Origin of the sequence: Nitratireductor sp. B36 (assembly GCF_020833685.1) — a bacterium.
Taxonomy (GTDB): Bacteria; Pseudomonadota; Alphaproteobacteria; order Rhizobiales; family Rhizobiaceae; genus Nitratireductor.
Map to the genome: position 1 here is coordinate 763657 of NZ_JACKZY010000002.1, position 22055 is coordinate 785711.

Genomic DNA, 22055 nt, shown 5'->3' on the forward strand with positions numbered 1-22055 from the left:
CAAATCGACCGGCGTGAGAACAGCGCAGTGAGTGAGTGCATTTGGTCCTGAATGGATCGCGATATTGATGCAGGGGGCATTGTCGCGCATCTGAAAGGACCGCCAGGAAGGATAGTGGCATGTTGGCCCCTGACAAGAAGAACGAACTGTCCATTACCGACATTGTCGATCAGGCGATGCTGACGCGGCGCTCCGTGCGGGCGTTTCTGCCCGATCCTGTCGATGACGAGACGATCAGAGATATTCTTCGTGTCGCCGCGCGCGCGCCCTCGGGCACCAACATGCAGCCCTGGAAGGTCTATGTGGTGTCGGGCGAGCGCAAACAGGCGCTTTCCGAGGCTATTCTTTCTTCCGGTGTACGCCCGGAAAAGATCGAATGGGACGAGTACAAATATTATCCCGACAAGTTCTTCGAGCCCTATCTCTCGCGCCGTCGTGCGGTGGGTTATGCACTTTATAGCCTTTTGGGCATCGGTCGCCGTGAGGTGGAGCGCATGCGCGCTCAGCATGATCGCAATTTCACCTTCTTCGATGCTCCCGTCGGCCTGATCTTCACCATCGACCGACGATTGAACAAGGGATCGTGGATCGATCTCGGCATGTTTGTACAATCGGTGATGATTGCCGCACGCGGGCGTGATCTTCATACCTGCCCACAGGCTGCATTTGCACCTTACCATAAGCAGATCCGCCCGATCCTCGGCATTCCCGATGAGGAAATTGTCGTCTGCGGTATGGCGCTTGGCTACGAGGATGCCTCAAAACCAGAGAATGCCCTGCGTAGTGAACGGGCGCCGCTCGAGGAGTTTGTCTCCTTCGTTCGTTAAGTCATTTCCCACGAATGTTGCTTACGAAATTGTAATTTCCCGGCAAGGTCGTCGTAATGTGAGATCGGCGACTATCTCCTCGTTCCCTGCCGCATTTCCCTGGCGGCGCCCCTTACGAGGAGACTGATATGAAAAACAAGATTCTTTTGTCCGCCGTGGCCCTGAGCCTGATTGCCGGTTCTGCTGCGATCGCTCAGGAAGCTTCGTCCGACCAAGCTGCACCGCCGGCTGCAGGAGAGCGAATGAAAGGCGGCAAGATGATGCGGGGGTTTTCCCGCATCGATACCAACGGCGATGGGAACCTATCCATCGAAGAGTTTTCCTCTGTTCATATCGAGCGTTTGAAGGCCGCCGATGCTGATGGCGACGGCGTGCTGTCTGAAGCCGAACTTCAGGATATGGCTATGAAGCGCATGGCCGAGCGGCGGGCGAAACGCGCTGCACAGCGTCTCGACATCGATGGTGATGGCACCGTTACGATCGCGGAGATTGAAAGCCAGCAGGCAAAGCGCTTTGCGCTGATGGATGCCAATGACGATGGCAAAGTCGACCAGCGCGAAATGCGTCGTGGCTTCCGCCAGATGGCGGGGGAGCGTGGCGGACGCCACGAAAAAATGATGCACCACAAGCGTGACCACAGAGGTGGCCCGCGCGGTGAAATGCATCAGGGCAATCCGCCGGCGGAAATGGCTCCTGACGGCGATAATGGCTGACGACGTCCGCCGGAGGCGCCGAACGTGCCTTCGGGATAATAAAACCGGTTCGTGGGTGCTCCGCGAGCCGGCCGATAGGTCCGGTGTCGCCGCGCCGGGCCTATCTTATAGCATAGCCCACATCTTCGGATGCGCGGCGGAGCGTTTTGGCGAAAGCCCGCGCAAATGAGCGGAAGACATATAGCTCGAAGCGTTTCTCGCCACGGCGCTGGATTTGAACAAACAGGTCGTGATGCGCTGTGGCCCGCCCGGTGTGGACGGGAAAGGCGGAGAGGCTGAAATCGAGCGCGAAAAGCTTGGCAAGAACCCATTCGACCTTGGGGCCTTCAACCGCGAACACCGCGCGCCCATGGGAGAGATCGGTCACGGTTCCCACGCTCTCATCAATGGCGGCAATGATAACGCCGGCCAGAGCCTCGCCCTGACCACTCACGATAAATCGGCCAGGGCCGATGTTGAAGGCGCATGTGCCTTCACGGTTGGCAGCGCCGCTTCCCGGTGAAGCTGAAAGTTTTAGACGGCAGATGGCGGAAAGATTTTCCGCCAGCGTCTTTTCCTCGCCAGGCCAGGCGCTGGCCTCGACGATCGATCCCTTTAGGGCTTCCAAAATCGTCACACCGGTCCCTTCAACAAAGTCGCCATAGGAGCCGGGGCGGAAATCGCTGCCCAGCGGTGATGCGCGCTCAACCATGCATGCGTTCTCCATCAGGATCGAAGAGATGATGGCTGACGATTTCCACCTGGCCGAAACGCTTGCGCAGCGGATCAGACAGATACGCTCGCGTGCCATGGCGGGCCTTGCCACCCCGGACAAGCGCAAGGCCGATATATTTCTGCAGCGCAGGTGAGTAGCAGAAGGCTGTCACATGGCCGATGCTTTCGCCGGGCTCGTCCGGAGTTCCACGCTCAACCAGATGCGCACCTCCGCCAAGCTTTTGTCCATCCAGAGAGATGACGCCGACAAGCCTGAGGCGGTTTTTGTCGATGAGGGCCGGGCGGTCCATCAGGCCCGAACCGATGAAGGGCTTTTTCTTTGACAGCATCCAGTCGAGATAGAGATCGCGGGCGGTGGTTCGCCCGTCAATCTCGGCTCCGGTCACGTGGCCTTTCTCGATTCGTAATGCACCGAGCGCTTCCATCCCATAGGGGGTGATGTCGAACGGTTCGCCCGCCTCCATCAAGGCTTCCCATATGAGTGTTCCGTAACCGGCAGCGCAATAGACCTCATAGGCAAGCTCGCCGGAAAAGGAGAGGCGGCAGATCATGACGGGTGCGCCTTCGATCTCGCCATGCACGATGCCCATGAAAGGCAGCGTCTCATTGTCGACCCTGGTTCCGGTAACGCAACGCTCCAGCACGGCGCGCGCCTTCGGCCCGGCAATGGCCGCGCCGGCCCACTGGTCCGTCACCGAGGTGAGATGGACCTTGAGTTCGGGCCAGAGAATGTCGAGACAATATTCCAGATGCTGCATCACCGCGCCGGCATTGGCGGTGGTGGTGGTCATCAGGAAGTCGGTCTCGCCAAGCCGCCAGGTGGTGCCGTCGTCAAAGGCAATGCCGTCTTCGCGCAGCATCAGGCCATAGCGCGCCTTGCCCACTTTCAGCGTGGAGAAAGTGTTGGTGTAGACCCGATCGAGGAAGGTGGCGGCGTCGGGTCCCTTCACCGCGATCTTGCCCAGTGTGGAAACATCGACAATGCCCACGGAGCGGCGCACCGCCGCTGCCTCGCGGATGTAAGCCTGTTCGACCGTTTCGCCGGCAGCGGCATAAACCAGTGGGCGATGCCAGAGACCTGCCGGCGTCATCTCGGCACCGTGGTCCACATGCCAGTCATGTATGGGGGTATAGCGCTCTGGCTTCAGATCGCCATAACGTTCCGCGGCCATCGCACCGATGGCCACCGGCGAATAGGGCGGTCGAAAGCGCGTGGTACCGGCCTCGGGGATCGTGATGCCGCGGGCCGCCGCCATGATGGCGAGGCCGGGCACATTCGATGTCTTGCCCTGATCGGTCGCCATGCCGAGCGTGGTATAGCGCTTCAGATGCTCGACGCTGACAAAGCCTTCGCGGTGGGCGAGCCGCACATCATCGGCGATCACATCGTGCTGGAAATCGACAAAAGCCTTGCCTTTTCCGCGAATTTCCAGAACCGGGGCTGGCGTCAGGTCGAGAGGTTCAGGCGCGATCTCGGGCAGCTTGCCGCGTGAGGGGCGCTTGCCAGCACATTTGAGGCCCGCATCACGGCCGCTTCCAAGGGCGTCAACAGTGCCGAATGTACCGAGGAATGCGCCTGCGCCTGCCCACCGTTGTGTTGGCTCGGGTGGCAGGAAGGCCTGTTTTTCCTCATCCCAGACGGGCTTTGCGCCAGCCTGGCTCGCCAGATGAAGAACGGGCTGCCAACCACCGGAAACCGCCAGACTGTCGCACTCGAGCGGTCTGGCATCTCCCGACAGCGTACCGGATGCCGCATCGTACGCTTGAACAAACACGCGTGAAAGCGTCTTGCCGCACTTGGTGCCCACGATGGCGTGTCCGGTGAGCGGCGAAACGCCCGCTGCGGTGGCAAGTTCGCTGGCGGCACTGCTGATCCTCGCGCGCACATCCACAATGGCTGCGACATGGCCGCCAGCCCGCTTGATGGTGGCTGCCGCCTCATAGGCACTGTCATTGTTGGTGAAAAAGATCGTTCTGTTTCCCGGCAGAATGCCGAATTCCGCGGCATAGCGGCGTGCGGCGCCGGCCAACATGACACCCGGACGATCATTGCCGGGAAAGACGATCGGGCGTTCAAGCGCACCCGTTGCAAGCACAACATCCGTTGCGCGGATCGTCCAGTGCCGCTGGCGTGGGTGTCCCTTCGGCGTGCGGGCCACATGATCGTGGACGCGTTCGAGCGCGGCCAACGTGTTGCCGTCATAATAGCCCCAGACCGCTGTGCGCGTTAAAAGGCGGACATTGTCGAGGCTGGCTAGCCGTGCTGTCAGGTTTGAAGCCCATTCGTGGGCTTGTTTTCCCTCATTGGTTTCGCCGGACCAGCGCGCAAAGCCGCCCGTGACAGGCTCCTGTTCGGCGAGGATCACGCGCTTTCCGGCCTTTGCCGCAGCCTCGGCTGCCATCAGGCCGGCGATGCCTCCGCCCACCACCAGAACGTCGCAGAAGGCGTTCACCCGCTCGTAGCGTGAAGGATCGGCCTCGTAATCGGCTCTGCCAAGACCGGCGGCACGGCGGATGAAATGTTCGCACATCATCCAGAAGCGCGTACCCTTGAGTGGCCCGATCACCGGCCCCATGAAGGTCTTGTAGTAGAAGCCCGCACCGATCAGCCGGCCGCCGAGTTGGTTTACCGCTCCAAGATCCCATGCCAGAGAGGGGAAGCGGTTCTGGCTTTCCGCACGCAGACCGTCATAGATTTCGATCTGCGTGGCAGGAATGTTGGGCTCGCGCACGCCTCCCCGCAACAGCGTAACGAGCGCGTTCGGTTCGTCGACACCGGCGCTGAAGACACCGCGCGGGCGGTGATATTTGAAGGAGCGACCCATCAGCGAAACACCGTTGGCGAGCAGCGCCGAGGCCAAAGTGTCGCCGGCATGGCCGGACAGGTTCTCGCCGTCGAAGGTGAAACGGACGGTGCGGGTACGGTCGATCAACCCGCCGGAAGTGGATCGGCGCGGGCTCATGCGGCGTCTCCGCCAGAAGTCTTTCGGGCGAAGGAGACCGTGAAAATCTCGTGGGTCAGCGTGTCGCGTTCCACCACCAGATGCGCTCGGCACCCACCTGCGTGCTGCCAGAACTCGCGGTGCCGTCCGGCCGGGTTCGGCCGGTGATAGACATAGTCGAGCCAGGCCTTCGTGTCAGTCGAGGCAAGGTCGGGTCGGGTGCGCGTCGCATCCCCCTGATAGGAGAATTCGGCGAGGTCGCGAGGGCCGCAATGGGGGCAGTCGATCAGCATGGCATTCCCCTCAATGCAGTTTGGGTATTGGGCCGTGACCCGTTTCATCGATTGCGGCACCGCGCTCGAAGCGGCTGAGCGTGAAGGGCGCGTTGATGGCGTGGGGTTCGTCCTTTGCGATGGTCCATGCGAAGGAATAGCCGGAGGCTGGTGTTGCCTTGAAGCCGCCATAGCACCAGCCGCAATTGAGATAGAGACCGGGCAGGGGACCCCTGGTGATAATCGGGGATCCGTCCATCGACATGTCCATCACGCCACCCCAGGAGCGCAGAAGCCTCAGCCGTGCGACGGAGGGGAACATGGCGCAGATTTCGCTCATCACATCCTCGACCGTGGGCAGGTTTCCGCGCTGGGCGTAGGAATTGTAGAAATCCAGGCTGCCGCCGAAAACCAGCCCGCCCTTGTCCGATTGCGACATGTAAAGATGGCCGGCACCGAAGGTCACGACGCAGTCGACAAAGGGCTTGATGGCTTCTGACACGAAGGCCTGAAGAACATGGCTTTCAATAGGAAATCGCTCAATGCCCGCGCGCTGCAGCACGCGGCTGGTGCTGCCGGCCACGGCCAGCGCAACCTTTTTTGCACGGATCTCGCCTCTTGTGGTGGAAACGCCCGTGATCTGATCGCCGGTGCGCAGGAAGCCCGTCACCTCGCAATTCTCGATCAGGTCGACGCCCCGGCGATCGGCTGCCCGCGCATAACCCCAGGCGATCGCATCGTGGCGTGCGGTGCCCGCGCGTGGCTGAAGAAGTCCGCCGACGACCGGAAAGCGCGCCGATTTTGACGTGTCGAGACCGGGCACCTTGCGTGCGATCTGCTGCGGCGTGAGCCACTCGGCGTCGACACCGCTATGGCGCATCGCATTGCCCCGGCGGATGAAAGCGTCGGCCTGACCCGGACTGTGAGCGAGGTTCAGAACGCCACGCTGGGAGAACATCACATTGTAATTGAGCTCATGGGAGAGGTTTTCCCAGAGTTTCATCGAAAATTCGTAGAAACGAAGGGATTCGGGTAAGAGATAGTTGGAGCGTACAATCGTCGTGTTGCGACCGATATTGCCGGAGCCCAGCCAACCCTTTTCCAGTACGGCCACATTGGTGATGCCGTGTTCGGCTGCAAGATAATAGGCAGTTGCGAGCCCATGGCCCCCACCACCGATGACGATGACATCATAGCTCGGTTTGGGATCGGGCTTGCGCCAAGCCGGCTTCCAGTCACGATTGCCCGATAAGGCATTTTTCAGAAGCGAAAGAGCTGAATATTCCGCCATGCGCCGCCATTCTTTTTGCCAGACCCAGACCAAAGCTATAGGACAGGCTGGACACTGGAGGCAAATAAAGCGCCATGGCTTTTCACAGACCCGACTCCGGCACGGCCCTATGCTTGCTGCGCAGGCGTGGCTCAGGCAATGTTCTCTGATTAAAGCCGATCTCCGATTGCGTATGATTCTGAAAAGACTGCTAGACATGTTGCTGACATTTCGCGCCTTGCCGGTCGTCCTGTGCCTCGTTTTCCAGCTGGCCAGCCTTGCGCCGGCGTTGGCTCAGGGACCGGAAAACTTCCTGACGACGCAACGCGAAAAGCTCTCTGAAATCGAAGCCACCGTCGACGGTCTGGAACAGGAGATCGACGATCAGGCCACGGACGATGGCGAACTCGTCTCGGTCCGGGTTGAGTTGGAAAAGCTGGCGCGGGAAGTCTTCGATGCCAGCCTGGCATTTCGTCCGAGGCTTTCTGAGATCAATACGCGTCTCGAACAATTGGGGGAACCGCGCAAGGAGGGCGAACCGGCAGAACCGGAGGAGGTGACGCGGGAACGCACCCGCCTGCTCGACGAGAAGGCGAGTTTCAACGTGCTGATCGGCGATGCCGAGAGGCTTTCCGTTCGCATCAACAGTGTCGTCGATGGGATTGCAGAACTGCGTCGTGACCTCTTCACACGGACGCTTTCACGCCGCTACGACGTTTCGGCCGCCTTGAGTGCGGACGTTGCCGGGGAGTTCGCACAAGAGGTCGGGCGTGTTTATCAGCGGGTTTCCGCCTGGCTCTCTTTCGTGTTCAAATATCGCCTGAAATCGCTCTTGCTTGCCACCACACTGGCAACGATTGCCGCTCTTACGCTGCTTTTCGGGGGGCGGCGGTTGTTTGGCGATTTCGTAGAGCCGGATCCCACCGAGGCAGAACCCACCTATCTCAGCCGTCTCTCGGTGGGGCTCTTTTCCACCCTGATCCCGTCCTTGTCGATCGGGGTTTTTCTGGCATCGACCTACTATTTTCTGGATTATTTCAGTCTTCTCCGAACTGATATTCAACCGCTTCTCTGGTCGCTTTTTTCCGTCATCATCCTCGTCTATTTCGTCTACCGCCTGGCGCGCGCCATTCTTGCGCCGCGACGTCCGAACTGGCGGCTTTTGCCGGTGCGGTCTCAGGCAGCTCAATGGCTGCTTGTTCTGGCGGTGGTCACCGCGATCGCGACCGGGTTCGATTATTTCATGGACCAGGTCTATTCGCTGTTCGGTTCTCAGCTCTCGCTGACAGTGGCCACCAGCCTCGTGGCGACCGTCATTGTGGGACTGCTTATCATGGCGATTGGCGGCGTCAGTCCTCTGGATGACGAGGAGGGCAATCCGAAGCCATGGCCACTCAAGTTCCGCTATCTCTTGTTCGCTCTGGGGGCTGCCATCATCATCGCGGCGATGCTCGGCTATATCGGCTTTGCGCGGTTCCTTTCCCAGCAGGCCGTGGTCACGGGCGCGATCATCGCCACGATGTATATCGGCTTCCTGACGGCAGGGGCGATCACGTCGGAGGGCGCGTTCGCCAATTCCTGGTTGGCACGGCGGCTGGAGCGTTACACGGCTTTCGATGAAACCGCGCTTGACCAGCTCGGCCTTGTCACCGGCATGCTGATCAACATGATCGTAATCCTGATCGGCGTCCCGCTCATCCTTCTGCAGTGGGGGTTCCGATGGGCCGATCTGACGGCGTGGAGCTATCGTATCGCCGGCAGGATACAGGTCGGCTCTCTCTCATTCTCCATCGTGGGAATCCTCACCGGTATACTCGTTTTTGTAATTGGCTATTTCGTCACACGCTGGTTCCAGAGCTGGCTCGACGGCAAGGTGATGGCGCGCAGCCGCATGGATTCTGGCGTGCGCAATTCCATCCGCACCGGCATCGGCTATGTGGGGCTGGTGATCGCTGCGCTGATCGGTATCTCGGCGGCCGGTATCAATCTGTCCAATCTCGCCCTTGTGGCTGGTGCTCTTTCGCTCGGAATCGGTTTCGGGCTGCAGAACATTGTCTCGAACTTCGTTTCGGGTCTGATTTTGCTCGCCGAACGCCCGTTCAAGGCGGGCGACTGGATCGTTGCGGGCGGCGTGTCCGGCACGGTAAAGAAGATTTCCGTCCGCGCCACGGAGATTGAAACGTTTCAGCGCCAGTCGGTGATCCTGCCGAATTCCGAGCTGATCAATGCGGCCGTCGGCAACTGGACCCACCGCAACAAGCTTGGACGCATGGAGATACCGATCGGTGTTGCCTACGGGTCCGACGTTCGGCGCGTACACGAGATCCTGCTTGAAATTGCCAGATCCCATCCGCTTGTTCTCAAGAACCCTGAACCGTTCGTACTGTTTGCCGGCTTTGGCGATTCCTCTCTCGATTTCGAGATCCGTGTTTATCTTTCAGACATCCTCATGCAGCTCAACGTGCAGAACGACATCCGTTTTGCCATCGTCGATGCGTTTGAAGCAGAGGGGATCGAAATTCCGTTTCCGCAACGCGATATCCACGTGCGCTCCGGGCTGTTCAGGGCGCAGGAGTCCGACGAGACGCCGAACGAAGAAGAATTGGCGGACGGTGTCGAGGACGAGCAAGGTGATTTACCGGCAGGCAAAAGGCGGCGCCGACGCAAGGTCGACCCGGAATAGTGGCGGGAAGCTGGATGCGCCGTTCAGTTGCCGTTCAGGTTGAAATCTCTATAAACGGGGCCAAAGGGCAGTCGTGCCCGCTGTTACAGGGGTGGTGAAACACCGATGAAAACCATGAAGATATTTGCACTTGCGGCCACCACGTTCATTTTCGCCGGCGGTTCGGCCTTTGCTGCGAGTGTGGTCAATCGCGACAGCGAACCACAGACCATCGTCGTTACCGAAGGCGGCTCGCAATCGGAGATCGTGGTGGGTGCGGGCGAAACGATCGAGTTCTGTGCGGCCGGCTGCTTTGTCACCATGCCCAATGGTGACCGCGAGGTGCTGACCGGTTCTGAAACAGTCGAGATTTCCGAGGGCCGTGGCCGCGTGCGCTGAGTGTATCGGTCTCGAGGTTCGAATGCCTCATCAACAAAACTCCGGCAGACCCTGCCGGGGTTTTTTTGTGCGCCCGGTTTTCGCTGCTTGTCCTTAGGGAAGCCTTAAGCCTGTTTTTGATTTCTGTCTGCACATTTGCCTCGTCTATCGATGGCTTCAGACTTTGGAAGCTCCTTTCGCGTATGGCCGTTTGAAGAACGGTCATCTCGTCGGGGGGCTTTTATGGACGCGCGATCTGAACGCAATGCAGTGCCTTTGGCTGTCGATCTCGACGGCACGCTGATTGCGACCGATCTTCTGTGGGAGAGCCTCTTTATGCTCCTGCGCCGGAAGCCGCTGTGTCTGTTTCTCCTTCCACTTTGGCTGCTGGGCGGCAAGGCGCGGCTCAAATGCGAGATCGCCGCACGTGTAGAGCTGGACGCGGCAGGGCTGCCTTATCGGCAGGATCTGCTCGCACAGCTACGCAAAGACAAGGCAGACGGGCGACACATTGTTCTGGCAACGGCTTCGCCGAAGAAATTCGCGGATGCAATCGCAGAACACCTCGGGGTCTTTGACGAAGTCATCTCCACCGAACCCGGGCGCAACATGGCATCCGGCATGAAGCGTGACGCGCTGATCGAGGCGTTTGGCGATGGCGGATTCGACTATGCGGGCAATAGCCGCGCCGATGTTGCTGTCTTCGATGCCGCACGCAGTGCGATCGTGGTTGCGCCTGATCGCGCCGCCGCGCGCTGGCATGCCGTCAATGGTGGCGAGTTGCTGACGGCACCCCAGCCAACGGTCAAGACTTATGTGAAAATGCTCAGAGTTCATCAATGGCTGAAGAACAGTCTGATCTTCGTGCCGCTGATTCTCAGCCATGAATATTTCAATGTTCCGCTGCTCGTCCTCTGTGTCCTGGCCTTCATCTCATTCAGCACGGCGGCCTCGGCCATCTATATTCTGAACGATTTTTTCGACCTCGGACTGGACCGCCGGCACCCCACGAAGCGGAACAGACCCTTTGCTAGCGGGATGCTTTCCATTCCTTTCGGCTTTGCTTCGATGCTCGGGCTTCTGGCGATCAGCGGCGCAACGGCGCTTTTCCTGCCGCCGCTTTTTGGCCTGGTGCTGATTGCCTATCTGGTGGCCACGACCGCTTACTCCCTATCCCTCAAGCGGATGTTGCTGATTGACGTGTTGACGCTGGCAGGTCTCTACACGGTGCGCATTCTTGCCGGTAGCGCGGCGACCATGATTGGCGTCTCATTCTGGCTACTGGCATTCTCCGTGTTCTTCTTTCTCTCGCTTGCGCTGGTCAAGCGGTATGTTGAGCTCCGCTCCACGGAGCTCCCGGCCGGCGAGCGCATTGCGGGGAGGGGGTATCGCGCAGAGGATCAGGAAGTGATTGCGCAGGCGGGTATGGCCTCCGCCTTTTCCTCGGCGATGGTTCTGGCGCTCTATATCCAAAGTAGCGCTGTGCGTGATCTTTACGAGATGCCGTGGCTGATCTGGCCGCTTTGCCCAATCGTCCTCTACATCACGATCCGCATGTGGATCCTGGCGCGGCGCGATGAAATGCACGACGATCCCATCGTCTTCATCATCAGTGACTGGCGCAGTCAGCTGTTTGGTTTGCTTGGTGCGCTTCTCCTGTTCACGGCGGGGTTCTGAGGCATGACTGAATTCGGGGCGTTCGGATTGGTGCGCAAAGGCACGGCTCAGGCGATCGGCGCTGAAGACGCGATCGAGCGGCTGCGTGCGGGCCGGGGATTGCCTGAGACAGTTCTGCCCTATGGCAATGGGCGCTCCTATGGTGACACATGCCTGAACGATGCCGGCGCGCTGATCGACATGCGCTCCATGAAGCGCATCCTCTCATTCGATGCAGAGAAGGGGATTCTGACGGCTGAGGCCGGGCTCATGCTGTCGGACCTCATTGCTCATGTCGGTCCAAGGGGATGGTTTCCCGCCGTGGTGCCGGGCACGCAGTTTGTCACCCTGGGCGGCGCGATTGCCAATGACGTTCATGGCAAGAACCATCATCGGCGCGGCACGTTCGGATGCAATGTGGTCTCGTTCACGCTGCTGCGCTCGGACGGCCAGACGCGGCATTGCAGCGAACAGGAGAACGTGGAGCTCTTTCGCGCCACCATAGGCGGCATGGGGCTGACCGGCCTCATCGTCGAGGCGACGATCCGGCTGATGAAGGTCGCTTCCGCCGATGTGAACGAGCATGTGCGTGGTTTTTCAGGGCTCGGCGAATATTTTGACCTTGCCGAAGAGGCTGACACCAACAACGAATATGCTGTGGCCTGGCTCGATCAACTGGCTTCCGGCGCCAATGCGGGCAGGGGGTTCCTGCTCACGGCAAATCATGCGGAGGATGGGGAGGTCTACAGTTCTCCTTCCAGCCCCCGTCTTGTCATTCCATTCCGGCCACCGCTCAACCTCCTGAACCGCTGGTCCCTGGCCCTGTTCAACCGTGCATTCGCATGGAGCAAGGCACGGGCGGAAGGCGTCCGGCGTTCTTCATATCAAAGCTATTTCTTTCCGCTCGATGCCGTGCGCCACTGGAACCGGCTCTATGGTCCGCGAGGTCTTCTGCAGCATCAAAGCGTGGTGCCGTTCGACGCGGCGCGGGAGACCATTCCGGCCATGCTAATGGCGGCGCGCGAGGCTGGGCAGGCTTCGTTTCTGACCGTGCTCAAGCGTTTCGGCGATGTCGCTTCGCCAGGCATTCTGTCGTTTCCGAGACCGGGCTATACGCTGACGCTGGACTTCTCCAATGCCGGCTCGTCCACATATGCCCTGTTTGAGCAGCTTGATCGCATGACGGTCGAGGCGGGTGGTGCGGTCAATCCCTATAAGGATGCGCGCATGGGAGCGGATTTGTTCGAAGCGTCTTTCCCGGGGTGGCGCGATCTCGAGGCGTTGCGCGATCCTGCATTTCTTTCCGACTTCTGGCGGCGCACGGCGCTGCAATTGCCGGCCGGGGCCACACGGGGGCGCCATGCTGCCGAATAAATGGCCGGTTCCGGTTGCGCACCGAAAAACTCACGCAATGGATGCAATTTTTCTGCAGCGCTTCACGCTTTGTTTGCAAGAGGACGCTATGACGGACAAGGGCGGGACACGATGAAATATATACCCTTCATACTCTTCACGGTGATGACCAACGCGGCGGCGCAGCTCATGCTGAAGCACGGCATGATGACGCTCGGCGATTTGAGCTTTGCCGGTGCCAACCCGATCCTGAAGATCCTTCAGATTGTCTTCAGTCCGTGGATTTTTGCGGGCCTGTGTGTGTTCGTCATTTCCATGGCCTCTCATCTCTACGTGCTTTCGAAGGTGGATCTGTCCTTCGCCTATCCATTTCTGAGCCTTGCCTATGTGGCGGTGGCGGTGTTCGCGTATCTGCTCTTCAAGGAGGATCTGAACGCCTATCGCATTGCCGGCATTGCGCTCATCTGCGTCGGCACCGTGCTGATCGCACAGAGCGGCCGCGAGATGCCTGAAGAGCAGGCGGCGCTCGCCAAAGACAAACCTCAGTCCGAAAGGTCGATGATCCAATGAGACATATCATTTTTGGCGGTGACGGCTTCGTCGGCCGGCACCTGGCACCCAAGCTCGTGGCCGATGGCGAAGAGGTTATTGTTGCCGACATCGTGAAGAGCGACCTGCCGCACTATCGCCAGGTGACGTTTGTCCATTGCGATGTGACCGATCCCGCGGCGATTGAGGCGGTGGGCATGAAAGCCGACGACATGGTCTATAACCTGTCGGCCAAGATGCTCTCGCCGATCCAGGTGCGCGCCAAACGGCATGATTTCTTCTATCCGGTGAACTATCACGGCACGGTCAACATCATCGAGGCGATGGACAAGGCGGGTGCGAAAAAACTCGTCCACTTCACCACCGACATGATCTACGGCCATACCGTCACCTATCCGATGACAGAGGATCACCCGGTTTCGCCGCTTGGCGAATATGGTCAGTCCAAGCTCGATACGGAAGTTCTGGCCGCCGAATGGCGCAAGCGCGGCATGAACATCTCGCTGTTCCGCCCGCGTCTCATCATCGGGCCGGGACGCCTGGGCATTCTGGAAAAGCTGTTCAAGCTGGTGGACATGAATCTGCCGGTGCCGATGATCGGCTCGGGCAAGAATCCCTATCAGTTCATCTCTGTGTTCGACTGCGCGGAAGCTGCGCGCCTTGCCTGGAAGGCCGGTGTGCCGAACGAGGCCTATAATCTCGGCTCGCTCAACCCGCCGCCGGTGCGCAAGCTGCTTGGCGATCTGGTGAAGCATGCGGGCTCCAAATCGATCCTTGTGCCGACGCCCGGATGGGCCGTGAAGCGCACGCTCGATTTGCTTGACCGAATGAACATGCCGCTCATGGATCCGGAGCAATATCTGATTGCCGACGAGATGTGCGTGCTCGACGTCTCCAAGGGTGAGCGCGACCTGGGCTGGGTGCCGCAATACAATGACGGCGACATGCTGATTGCCGCCTATGACGAATATCGTGCCAAGAAATCTGGCCAGGCCGTCGGCGCCAGCCAGGTTGCGGCCGAGTAGGAGAGGTCGCCATGACCGTCGTGACAAAGACCGAGACAGAAGGGGCAAGGCCCGTGATGGATGCACCCGAACTCGCACCCAGGACAATCGCGAAACCCGATCTTCTCACCGTGGAAGATGCCAAGGCTTTGAGCGTCGAGCGGATGACCGATCTGTTCAAGGCGCATCTGAACCCCGGCCAGCTTCACTTCATGAAGCTTCTGGGCTTCCACAAGATCAAGATCGAGAGCGCGGAGGGGATGTATTACATCGACCAGAACGGTCGAAAGATCCTCGACTTCTTCGGCGGTTTCGGCTCGCTGGCCTTTGGCCACAACCATCCGCGCATTCTCGAAGCGCGCAGGAAATTCCAGGATGAGAAGCGCCACGAGATCGCCATCGCCTTTATGTCGCAATATGCCACGGCACTCGCTGCCAATCTGGCCGCCTGTTCGCCGGGCGAACTCGACATGGTGTTTTTGGGCTCCTCGGGCTCCGAGGCCATGGAATCGGCGATCAAGCTTGCCGAGCGCGCTGCCGGTCCCAAGCGGCCGAAGGTCGTCTATGCGGAGAATTCCTTCCACGGCAAGACAAAGGGCGTTCTCACCATCACCGATGGCAATCTCTACCGCGCCGAGTTCCGTCTGACGGACAACACGGTGCGTGTGCCCTTTGGCGATATTGACGCCATCGAAACAGCTTTCCGCACCGATCCGGAAATTGGCTCGATCGTTCTTGAAACGGTGCAGGGTGGCGGCGGCATCAACGAGGCGTCGCGCGAATTCTGGCAGAAGCTGCGCCAGCTCTGCGACCAGTATGGCGTCATCTGGGTGGCCGACGAGGTGCAGTGCGGCTACGGGCGCACGGGCCGTTTCTACGCCTTCGAGCATTACGACGTGGTGCCGGACATTACCGCGCTCGCCAAGTCGCTGGGCGCTGGCAAGGCGGCCATGGCCGCGATGATTGCCAAGCGCGACATCTACATGAAGGCCTATGGCACGCCGAAAACGGCGATGATCCACGCCATGGCCACGTTTGGCGGTATCGGCGAGGCCTGCGCCACGGCCATCGAGGGCACCAATGTGCTCTATGACGAGGCGCTGATGGAGAACGCCGAAAGCACCGGTGCTTATCTCGTCGAGCGGCTTAATGCACTGAAGGGCAAGTATCCGCGCATCATCAAGGACATTCGTGGCCGTGGCTGCATGGTCGGGCTCGAATTCCACGATTTCTCGCAGACCCTGCCGGCGGTTCTGCGCCCGGTGGTGGGCGTGCTGGACGAGAAGCTAAAGGGTTCGCTCTCTGGCTTTGTCGGTGCGCTTCTGCTGCGCGATTACGATGTTCTGGTGGCCTTCACCGAATACAACCGCAATGTCATCCGTCTCCTGCCGCCGCTGATCATGCAGCCAGAGCACGTGGACAAGCTGGTGGATTCGCTCGACGCGCTGCTTGGGCGCGGTGTCGTTTCCATCGTGAAGGATTTCGTCAAAAGCCAGGTGAAATGAGAGCCTGCTTCTGAGAGAATGAGTCTGAAACGCTTTTCAAGGCTTTGAAACGTTTAGGAATAGCGCCTCTCGCGCGACAACTGGCCGGGCTTGTCCCGGCCTTCTTTTTGTCTGCGATGGCGCACGCCCCTCATCCGCCTGCCGGCACCTTCTCCCCGCAGGCGGGGAGAAGGAGGCTTTCATCAGCGTTGCGGCCATCGCCCTTCTCCCCGTAAACGGGGAGAAGGGCGGCAGGCGGATGAGGGGTGTGCGCCCGGCTTTGAAAGAGCTGCCGCGCCTATTCGATCCGGTCTGCCATTTCCGGGCTCAGATAGGCGTCGAAGCATTGGTTCAGCGCGACGCGCTCATGGTCCTGCATGGCGGGGGCGTAAATCTTCAGAAGATCCGCATTGGCCGTGGTCAGTGGGCAGGTGGGGTGCAGGATCAGGTCCGTGTGGCGAACGGCTTCCAGCGCTTCGGCATCCGGCGGGGGAACGGCGCGTGTCGGATCGGCACCAATGGCCACATGCAGGGGCGCCTGGCGGTCGAGAAGCCACGGGAAGGGATTGACGAAGTTGAGGTTGAGAATGGTTTCGAACCTGATGCCCTGTTCGGCTTCCAGCTCCCGGATCGCGTCGATGGCACCGTCGATGGCCAGGAGATGCGCGGCCTGAAAGTCGAATTCCGAATAGTACATATAGGCCGGAAGTTCCTGAATGCGGATGAAATCGGCATAGGTATCGCGATGCCGGGCGTAGAAATCGAGCATCTTTTCCGACCGCCGGAGGACTTCGGGGCGCATGTTGACGCGTCCCAATGTTTTCAGGTTGCTGTTCGGCAGCTCAACATTCTTGATCGCGCCGATATAGGTGCGAGCCGCGCGCTCAACCGTGTTGACGAGTGGCGGGAGTGCTGCGGCAGCGGCGAGAGCGACTGCGACCAGAAAGGCCGGGCTGCGCGCTGTTTCGGTCTGCCAGAGCCGCGTGAGGGCGGGCAGAACTGCGGGCCAGATGAAGATGAGCGCCTGACTTCCGGTGTTCTGGGTCTCGAAGAAAATGCCGGCGATGAGCACCGCCATGATCCAGAAGGCTTCATGGTCGATGACGCTTGCCATGCCCGAGAGGCTTCTCGAGCGAAGCTTTGCCAAAAGGGCGGCGCGATCGTGGAAGATCAGCGCGAGTGCGAGAAGGCCCGCCGGAGCGACAATGCCGAATGTGTGGGACGCGGCCTGAAGGAAACGCGGCAGAAGGCTTCCCTCATTCATCACCACCAGTGCCAGAATATCGGCGAAATAGTTGAGCGTGAAACCGCTTGCGGCTTCCAAAAGACCGAGAATGCCGAGGAACAGGACGGCGGACGCGATGGCGGTTCGCAATGAGATGCGGCCTGCTGCAAAGGCAAAGGCGCAGAGCAAACCGCCGGAAACGAATCCGGTGATCTTTGTCAGGAAAAGCCCTGTCATGCCGGCCACGATGGAAATCAGCAGGAGACGCTGATCACGCAGATAGATGAGCGCGACAGTCAGCACATAAAGAAGCTGGCAGACCTGCCTGTTGTATATGCCAAACCCGTCGGAGCCGGGAAAGGAATAGAATTCGCGGGTGTTGAAAGGCAGCACGGCGAAGACGAGAAATGGCAGGAGCAGCGCCAGCGCGGTTGCGCGTGACCTTTGATCCACTCGCCAGAGTGCCAGCGCCATCAGCGGTGCGGTGACTGCAAAAAGCGACCAGTGCACGAGCAGCAGCGGTTGTGCGTTGGAAAAGAGTTTGACGCCGCCGGCAAACAGATAATAGCCGAGGGGGCCTACCGGTGCGAAGAAATCCGTGGCCGGAACCTGCCCGGAAAAGAGCCTGTTGGCAGCATCGAAATAGATGAACAGGTCCCAGTACATGGGACCGATCGGCACATTCAGCGGCAGGGCGAGAAACGCCGCCATCACAAGTGCGGTGATCGCGAGAATGGAAACCGGGCTTGTCAGCCAAGTGCGCCGTTTTGCTGTCGCTGCGTGATCGACCGCCATCGTCATGTGTGTCCCCGAAAGCAAATATCCTGCCGTTGGGGCAGTTTTTACCGGAGAGGCGGTGAAAAGAGGTTAATCGGCTGGGCAAAACGTCCGATTTGCTTAATGGCGCGCGCCGCTTCTGTGATGTCGCATTCAGGCAAAACAGCCCTGTGCCCGTCAGACTAGGATCGGCTTCTGTCACGGGTCATATCCAGCCTGGCTGCACAGTTCGGCCGGAGAGCGATCGAGGGGAGTGAGAGCATGAAGGCCAATGCGCGAGCGGTAGTCATCGGCGGTGGCGTGGTGGGGGTATCGACGCTCTACCACCTGGCCAAAAAAGGCTGGTCTGATGTGGTGCTGCTTGAGCGCAAGGAATTGACATCCGGCTCCACCTGGCACGCCGCCGGCTTGCTGCCGCTGTTCAACATGAGCTACTCCGTCGGACAGATCCACAAATACTCGGTGAAATTCTATCAGGAGCTTCAGGAGGAGACCGGCATGAATGTCGGTTTCACGCAGTGCTCCAACATTCGTCTCGCGCGTACCAAAGATCGTTGGGACGAGTACATGTATTACGCCGGGATTGCCGAAACCATTGGCATTCCTGTCAATGTTCTCACGCCTGAACAGGTGAAGGAGATCTGGCCGCTTTGCGAGACCGACGGGCTTCTCGGCGCGATCCAGCATCCCGACGACGGCTATATCCAGCCGGCCGATCTGACACAGGCACTTGCCAAGGGCGCGCGTGATCTCGGCGCAACCATCTATCGCAACACCGCCGTGACCGCGATTGCACAGGGCGATGACGGGACCTGGACCGTCACCACCGACAAGGGCGAGATTGCCTGTGACCATGTGATCTCCTGCACCGGCAATTTTGCCCGCAGGACGGGTGCCATGGTCGGGCTCGACGTGCCGGTGATCCCGGTCGAGCACCAGTACATCGTCACTGAGCCGCATCCCGCCATTGTCGCGCGCAAGAAAGAGGGGCTGCCCGAAATGGGCGTTCTGCGCGAGAGCGATTCCTCCTGGTATATGCGCGAGGAGAATGGCGGTCTCCTGCTTGGTCCTTACGAGGTCGGTGCGCCCTGCTGCTATGTGGACGGTCCGACCGACGACAGTGAGTACGAGCTGTTCCAGGAGGATCTGGAGCGGCTCATGCCCTATGTGGAAACGGCGATCGCGCGCGTGCCTGCGTTCGGTGAAGTGGGCATCAAGAAGATCTACAACGGCGCCATCGCCTATACGCCCGATGGCTCTCCCATTATCGGACAGGCGCCGGGGCTGAAGAATTTCTGGCTGAATGAAGGACACTCATTCGGTGTGACGGCAGCCGGCGGTGCTGGTTGGCAGCTTGCCGAATGGATCGTCGAGGGCGAGCCGTCCATCGACATGATGGGTGTCGATCCGCGCCGCTTCGGACCCTATGCCACCGAAGGCTATCTGCGCGAAAAGAACGAGGAGGCCTATGCCAATGTCTTCACCGTGCATTATCCGGATGAGGAGCGTCCGGCCGCCCGGCCACTGAAGACGACGCCGAGCTATGAGCGAATGAAGAAGCTCGGTGCCGTGTTCGGCTCCGTTTACGGGTGGGAGCGGCCCAACTGGTTTGCGCCGGAGGGTTATCAAGTTCCGGAAAGCGAACTGGGCGTTGGTGCGGATGTTCTCCTGACGCACAATCACGCGCCGGCGCTTGCCGATGGTCGTGTCGTTGAAAAATGGTCGTTCCGCCGCTCAAACTATTTTGAACATGTCGGGAACGAGGTGCAGAACGTCCACGAGAATGTCGGGCTTCTCGACATGTCGGCCTTCGCCAAGATCGAGGTTTCGGGGCCGGGGGCAAGGGCCTGGCTCGACAGCATTCTCGCCAATCGCATCCCGAAGAAACGGGGCAGGGTGGCGCTGTGCCATCTGCTCACGAAGAACGGCGGGGTGCGTTCCGAATTCACGGTTTACGAGTGGAAGCCGGGGCGGTTCTATCTGGTGTCCGCCGGTGCCTATGAGGCGCATGATCATGACGTGCTCTTCAAGCTTGCTCCCGAGGACGGTTCTGTTGCTCTGCGGCCATTGACGCAGCAATATGGCGTGTTCGTTCTGGCCGGGCCGAAAAGCCGTGACGTGATGCGCAGGCTTACCCGCACGGATCTATCCAATGCGGCGTTTCCGTGGCTTTCGGGCAAGGAGATTTCAATCGGGCGGGCGAGCGCCCATGCGCTGCGCGTGAATTTCGTAGGTGAGCTTGGCTGGGAGTTGCACCATCCGATCGAACAGCAGAACCTGATCTTCGATCTGATCATGGACGCAGGCGCGGAGTTCGGCATCAAGCCCTTTGGCATTCGCGCCATGACAGCGATGGCCATTGAGAAGAGCTATCGTCTGATCCCACGCGAACTCTCCATTGAATATACGGCCTGGGAAAGCGGGCTCGACCGTTTCGTCCATCCCGACAAGGGTGATTTCATCGGTCGTGAGGCGCTTCTCAAGCAGCGCGAGTCGGGGCTCAACTGGAACTATGTCACGCTGCAGGTCGCGGGTGTCGTTGACGCCGATGCGCGTGGTAATGAGGCAATCTACAAGGCCGGAGAACTGGTCGGGCGCGCGACCCATGGCGGTTTTGGCTGGCGGGTGGGCAAAAGCCTGGCGCTCGCCATGGTGCGCCCCGAGCATGCTGCGGAAGGGACTGAACTGGACATCAGGATTTTGGGCAAGCTCCACCCGGCGAAGGTGATCGGAGAAAGCCCGTTCGATCCAGAGAATGCAGCCTTGCGCGCCGACGGCTAGCGAATTGCAAATCGTGCTTCGCTCTTGCTCAGGTGGACGATTACGCCAAATAGCGGGATTTGTATGCGGTCGATCATGCGCTAGACTGGGCTATGCGCAGGTCAGAAACGACTCAGCGATTTCCTAGAAGCAGCTTGATCGCTGCCTTCGCTGGGCTTTATAGCGTTTTTTTTGCTGGCGGACCGGCAGCGAAAGCCCAGGAAATCGTTGATGTCCAGCTTGTTTTGGCGGTCGATGTCTCGCTGTCCATGTCCTCAGGCGAACTGGAGATTCAGCGCCGCGGATATGCAGAAGCTCTTGTTCATGATGACGTTGTGAATGCCATTTTGAGTGGGCTGCATGGAAAGATTGCCGTGACCTATTTCGAATGGGCCGGTCATTTTTCGCAACGCGTGATCATCCCCTGGACCCGCATCGCTTCTGCCGAAGACGCTCAGCGCGTGGCCGAGCAATTGTCAGCCAATCCCCCTAGCAGTGCGCGCCGGACCTCGATCTCCGGCGCCCTTGATTTTGCCAGTGATCTGCTTGCTGAAAGCGGGTTCCGGGGGCTGCGCCGCGTGGTGGACGTCTCCGGAGATGGTCCCAACAACCAGGGCGGCCCGGTGGTAGCGGCACGCGACCGGCTGGTGGATATGGGCATAACCATCAATGGCCTGCCCCTGATGACCAATGGCGGGCTGACAACCAGTTTCGACGTCAAGGACCTCGATACCTACTATCGAAACTGTGTTATCGGAGGGCCGGGCGCCTTTGTCGTGCCGGTGAATGACTGGTCGCAGTTCCCAGAAGCCATTCGGCGCAAGCTTGTGCTGGAGCTTGCGGACACGAAAAAGCACGAGCTGCATGTGGTGCCCGCGCAGTTTCATAGTGCCTATGACTGCCTCGTCGGCGAAAAGATGTGGCGGGACCGCTCCTGGATGTGGCGCGATCCCTGATGGCACTTACAGTCTGGAGGCAATCTCTTCGAGTTGCTCGGCGCATTGGCCCCAACCCTCATGGAAGCCCATCTTTTCATGAGCTTCGACATCTTCCGCGTTCCAGTGGCGCGCCCGGGCGATATAGCGTGTCTTGCCTTCGCCGGCGTCCTCCAAGGTGAGGATCATGGTCATGAAGGGCTTTTGAGAGGGCTTCCACGCCTCGGTAAAGGCATCGGTGGTAACGATTTTCTCGTTCTCAATCACCTCAAGAAATACGCCTGGATTGGGATACTCGTTTCCATCCGGATCCCTCATAACAACGAGGCTTGAGCCGCCCGGGCGCACGTCCATCTCAACTTTCGAGATGGTCCATGGCTTTGGTACGAACCACTGCTGGAGGATCTCCGGGTCTGTCCAGGCACGGAAGATTTTTTCGCGCGGTGCATCGATGATGCGGGCCAGAACCAGTTCGTTTTCGGCGGATGGTGTGACGTCGATGGTCGTGGTCATTGTGGTGCTCCCATTGGTTGT

The 22055-nt window shown here is 59.7% G+C and carries 17 protein-coding genes; 11 read left to right on the forward strand and 6 right to left on the reverse strand.

The window, feature by feature from the left end; genetic code table 11:
- Positions 1-119: 119 nt before the first annotated feature.
- Both H7H48_RS10235 and H7H48_RS10240 read left to right on the forward strand, forming a co-directional pair.
- Positions 120-827 (forward strand): nitroreductase, encoded by a 708-nt coding sequence (locus tag H7H48_RS10235; protein ID WP_229448951.1) that lies wholly within the window; start codon positions 120-122, stop codon positions 825-827.
- Between the two features lie 128 nt (positions 828-955).
- Positions 956-1540: an EF-hand domain-containing protein gene (locus H7H48_RS10240; RefSeq protein ID WP_229448952.1), complete on the forward strand. Its 585-nt coding sequence runs from the start codon at positions 956-958 to the stop codon at positions 1538-1540.
- 100 nt (positions 1541-1640) lie between these two features.
- On the opposite strand, the gene H7H48_RS10245 is transcribed toward H7H48_RS10240, so the two are convergent.
- Genes H7H48_RS10245 through H7H48_RS10260 form a run of 4 tightly spaced genes read right to left on the reverse strand, consistent with a single transcriptional unit; the run spans position 1641 to position 6759 of the window.
- Positions 1641-2231, reverse strand: coding sequence for a sarcosine oxidase subunit gamma (locus H7H48_RS10245; RefSeq protein WP_229448953.1), 591 nt, complete (start codon positions 2229-2231; stop codon positions 1641-1643).
- Complete coding sequence (locus tag H7H48_RS10250) at positions 2224-5217, reverse strand: sarcosine oxidase subunit alpha family protein (protein ID WP_229448954.1); 2994 nt, start codon at positions 5215-5217, stop codon at positions 2224-2226. Before H7H48_RS10250 ends, H7H48_RS10245 begins: the two co-directional genes overlap by 8 nt.
- Positions 5214-5489, reverse strand: coding sequence for a sarcosine oxidase subunit delta (locus H7H48_RS10255; RefSeq protein WP_229448955.1), 276 nt, complete (start codon positions 5487-5489; stop codon positions 5214-5216). The genes H7H48_RS10250 and H7H48_RS10255 overlap by 4 nt, the downstream gene beginning before the upstream one ends.
- Positions 5490-5499: 10 nt before the next feature.
- Positions 5500-6759 (reverse strand): sarcosine oxidase subunit beta family protein, encoded by a 1260-nt coding sequence (locus H7H48_RS10260; RefSeq protein ID WP_229448956.1) that lies wholly within the window; start codon positions 6757-6759, stop codon positions 5500-5502.
- A 196-nt stretch (positions 6760-6955) separates the two neighbouring features.
- Between H7H48_RS10260 and H7H48_RS10265 the strand changes: the two genes are divergently transcribed.
- The 7 genes from H7H48_RS10265 to H7H48_RS10295 all read left to right on the forward strand — a co-directional run bounded on the left by H7H48_RS10265 (position 6956) and on the right by H7H48_RS10295 (position 15845).
- A complete protein-coding gene (locus tag H7H48_RS10265; protein ID WP_229448957.1) occupies positions 6956-9421 on the forward strand; it encodes a mechanosensitive ion channel family protein in 2466 nt (821 codons plus the stop codon).
- Between the two features lie 105 nt (positions 9422-9526).
- A complete protein-coding gene (locus H7H48_RS10270; RefSeq protein WP_229448958.1) occupies positions 9527-9799 on the forward strand; it encodes a hypothetical protein in 273 nt (90 codons plus the stop codon).
- Positions 9800-10021: 222 nt separating this feature from the next.
- The gene (locus H7H48_RS10275; RefSeq protein WP_229448959.1) at positions 10022-11455 is read left to right on the forward strand and encodes a UbiA family prenyltransferase; all 1434 of its coding nucleotides are present in this window, start codon (positions 10022-10024) and stop codon (positions 11453-11455) included.
- A 3-nt stretch (positions 11456-11458) separates the two neighbouring features.
- Positions 11459-12808, forward strand: coding sequence for an FAD-binding oxidoreductase (locus H7H48_RS10280; protein WP_229448960.1), 1350 nt, complete (start codon positions 11459-11461; stop codon positions 12806-12808).
- 111 nt (positions 12809-12919) lie between these two features.
- Complete coding sequence (locus tag H7H48_RS10285; protein ID WP_229448961.1) at positions 12920-13357, forward strand: EamA family transporter; 438 nt, start codon at positions 12920-12922, stop codon at positions 13355-13357.
- Positions 13354-14361 (forward strand): NAD(P)-dependent oxidoreductase, encoded by a 1008-nt coding sequence (locus tag H7H48_RS10290; protein ID WP_229448962.1) that lies wholly within the window; start codon positions 13354-13356, stop codon positions 14359-14361. The genes H7H48_RS10285 and H7H48_RS10290 overlap by 4 nt, the downstream gene beginning before the upstream one ends.
- Positions 14362-14417: 56 nt before the next feature.
- Positions 14418-15845: an aspartate aminotransferase family protein gene (locus tag H7H48_RS10295; RefSeq protein WP_229449239.1), complete on the forward strand. Its 1428-nt coding sequence runs from the start codon at positions 14418-14420 to the stop codon at positions 15843-15845.
- A 277-nt stretch (positions 15846-16122) separates the two neighbouring features.
- On the opposite strand, the gene H7H48_RS10300 is transcribed toward H7H48_RS10295, so the two are convergent.
- Entirely contained in the window at positions 16123-17850 is a 1728-nt protein-coding gene (locus H7H48_RS10300; RefSeq protein WP_229448963.1) for a hypothetical protein, read from the reverse strand.
- A gap of 237 nt (positions 17851-18087) precedes the next feature.
- On the opposite strand from H7H48_RS10300, the gene H7H48_RS10305 reads away from it, so the two are divergent.
- Together H7H48_RS10305 and H7H48_RS10310 are read left to right on the forward strand one after the other, a co-directional pair.
- Positions 18088-20607 (forward strand): FAD-dependent oxidoreductase, encoded by a 2520-nt coding sequence (locus H7H48_RS10305; RefSeq protein ID WP_229448964.1) that lies wholly within the window; start codon positions 18088-18090, stop codon positions 20605-20607.
- 134 nt (positions 20608-20741) lie between these two features.
- Entirely contained in the window at positions 20742-21542 is an 801-nt protein-coding gene (locus tag H7H48_RS10310) for a DUF1194 domain-containing protein (protein WP_229448965.1), read from the forward strand.
- 6 nt (positions 21543-21548) lie between these two features.
- Here the strand turns inward: H7H48_RS10310 and H7H48_RS10315 are convergent, their stop codons facing one another.
- Positions 21549-22034, reverse strand: a complete 486-nt coding sequence (locus tag H7H48_RS10315; RefSeq protein ID WP_229448966.1) for an SRPBCC family protein — start codon at positions 22032-22034, stop codon at positions 21549-21551.
- Positions 22035-22055: the final 21 nt, after the last annotated feature.